Below are 482 nucleotides of genomic sequence, written 5' to 3' on the forward strand. Positions count from 1 at the left end.
CCGAAAGTCATCGCCGGTGTAAAGTTCATCGACGGAATCGAAGTCATTCCGAACACTGAAAGCCACGCCGCCTGATCAGGCCGCGTCACCCAAAATCAGCCATAGCTCCCATGTGGGTAGCGAACATCTTATCGAAACCTGCGCCGGTCATTTTTGACATCTTGTCATGGTCAGCTTTTTGCTTCGCATTCGGTCCGCCTGGTGAGTTCATTCCCAGTGCTTGGGCAGCATTTAATGCCTTCTGATTGGCGGCAGCGTGGTCTGTAGAGAGCATTCTGCCAAACGATTTGACGGCGTCGCTTTGACCGTTCTGCTGCGCCAGCTCTCCCATGCTCACTTCAGCGAAATTGCCCTCGATTGCCTTCTTAAGAAACGTTTCGCTTTGCTTATCTTTCGCAGATGCGCTGGCAATTGAGATTGCCATCAAGGTTGCTGTCCCGAGTGACATAAGCATTCTGTTCATCGGCAACTCCTGTGGGTTG

General features: G+C 51.9%; 1 protein-coding gene. It reads right to left on the bottom strand.

Annotated features, from left to right (window positions below; genetic code table 11):
- Window positions 1–85 precede the first annotated feature (85 nt).
- Window positions 86–482, bottom strand: a 397-nt coding sequence (locus QJT78_RS52075; RefSeq protein ID WP_281460939.1) for a DUF4142 domain-containing protein, incomplete at its 5' end; no start/stop codon positions are given.

It is taken from the genome of Bradyrhizobium sp. Mp27 (assembly GCF_029953005.1).
Taxonomy (GTDB): domain Bacteria; phylum Pseudomonadota; class Alphaproteobacteria; order Rhizobiales; family Xanthobacteraceae; genus Bradyrhizobium; species Bradyrhizobium barranii.